This is a genomic window from Haloferax sp. Atlit-6N (genome assembly GCF_003383195.1).
GTDB classification, from domain to species: Archaea; Halobacteriota; Halobacteria; order Halobacteriales; family Haloferacaceae; genus Haloferax; species Haloferax gibbonsii.
Map to the genome: position 1 here is coordinate 1 of NZ_QEQJ01000098.1, position 625 is coordinate 625.

A 625-nucleotide genomic window follows, 5' to 3' on the forward strand; every position below is an offset into this window, starting at 1 on the left:
GGACAAAACAATCACCTCTGGTTAGAGGTGTTGGAGGGTGATGACGTCGGCATTCGGGTCTCTGTTCCACGTTACAGCCGTGCATATGATGAGGAGCTTCAGGAACAGGTGCTGGACTTGGATACCGGCGATGTCCACGAGTTCATACTCGAAAGCGAGGAGACAACGAGCCCGAACTGGCGTATTGCTACAATCGACCCTGCTGAGGAGCAGGATCGTCAGACGCCAGTCACTGCGTAGTCAGCTTCGACGTTCTTCAGCCGATACTTCGTCGGGAGGCTCTCTCATATTTCTTCTCAGATTCATTCGTGTATACTGCACTGCTGGGTGCCGTGACTGTTCAGTTGGTCTCGTTGCTGCGTCAGCTGTTGGTGCATTTTCGGTACTAGTTGCGTCGACGTCGCCATCCGAATCTGTGTTCTCGTTGGTCTCTCCATCTCCCGGCTCATTTTCGCTCCTCGGATGGTGATTTTCTCGTCAAGCACTTTTCCCGGACATCTCACATTGCACACCGGCTCTTCCTTTGGACGATTTTCGAGGTACTCAAACCGATCTGATGGGTTTGTAGGCCGTTAGAACCGGGTCGGGCTCTTTTGCAGCCGTAACAGACACCTCGACGAGGTCA

The 625-nt window shown here is 53.1% G+C and carries 1 protein-coding gene; it reads left to right on the forward strand.

All coding sequences use genetic code 11. The features are described from left to right. Positions 1 to 240, forward strand: a 240-nt coding sequence (locus DEQ92_RS23560) for a hypothetical protein (RefSeq protein ID WP_158547652.1), incomplete at its 5' end; no start/stop codon positions are given. Positions 241 to 625: the final 385 nt, after the last annotated feature.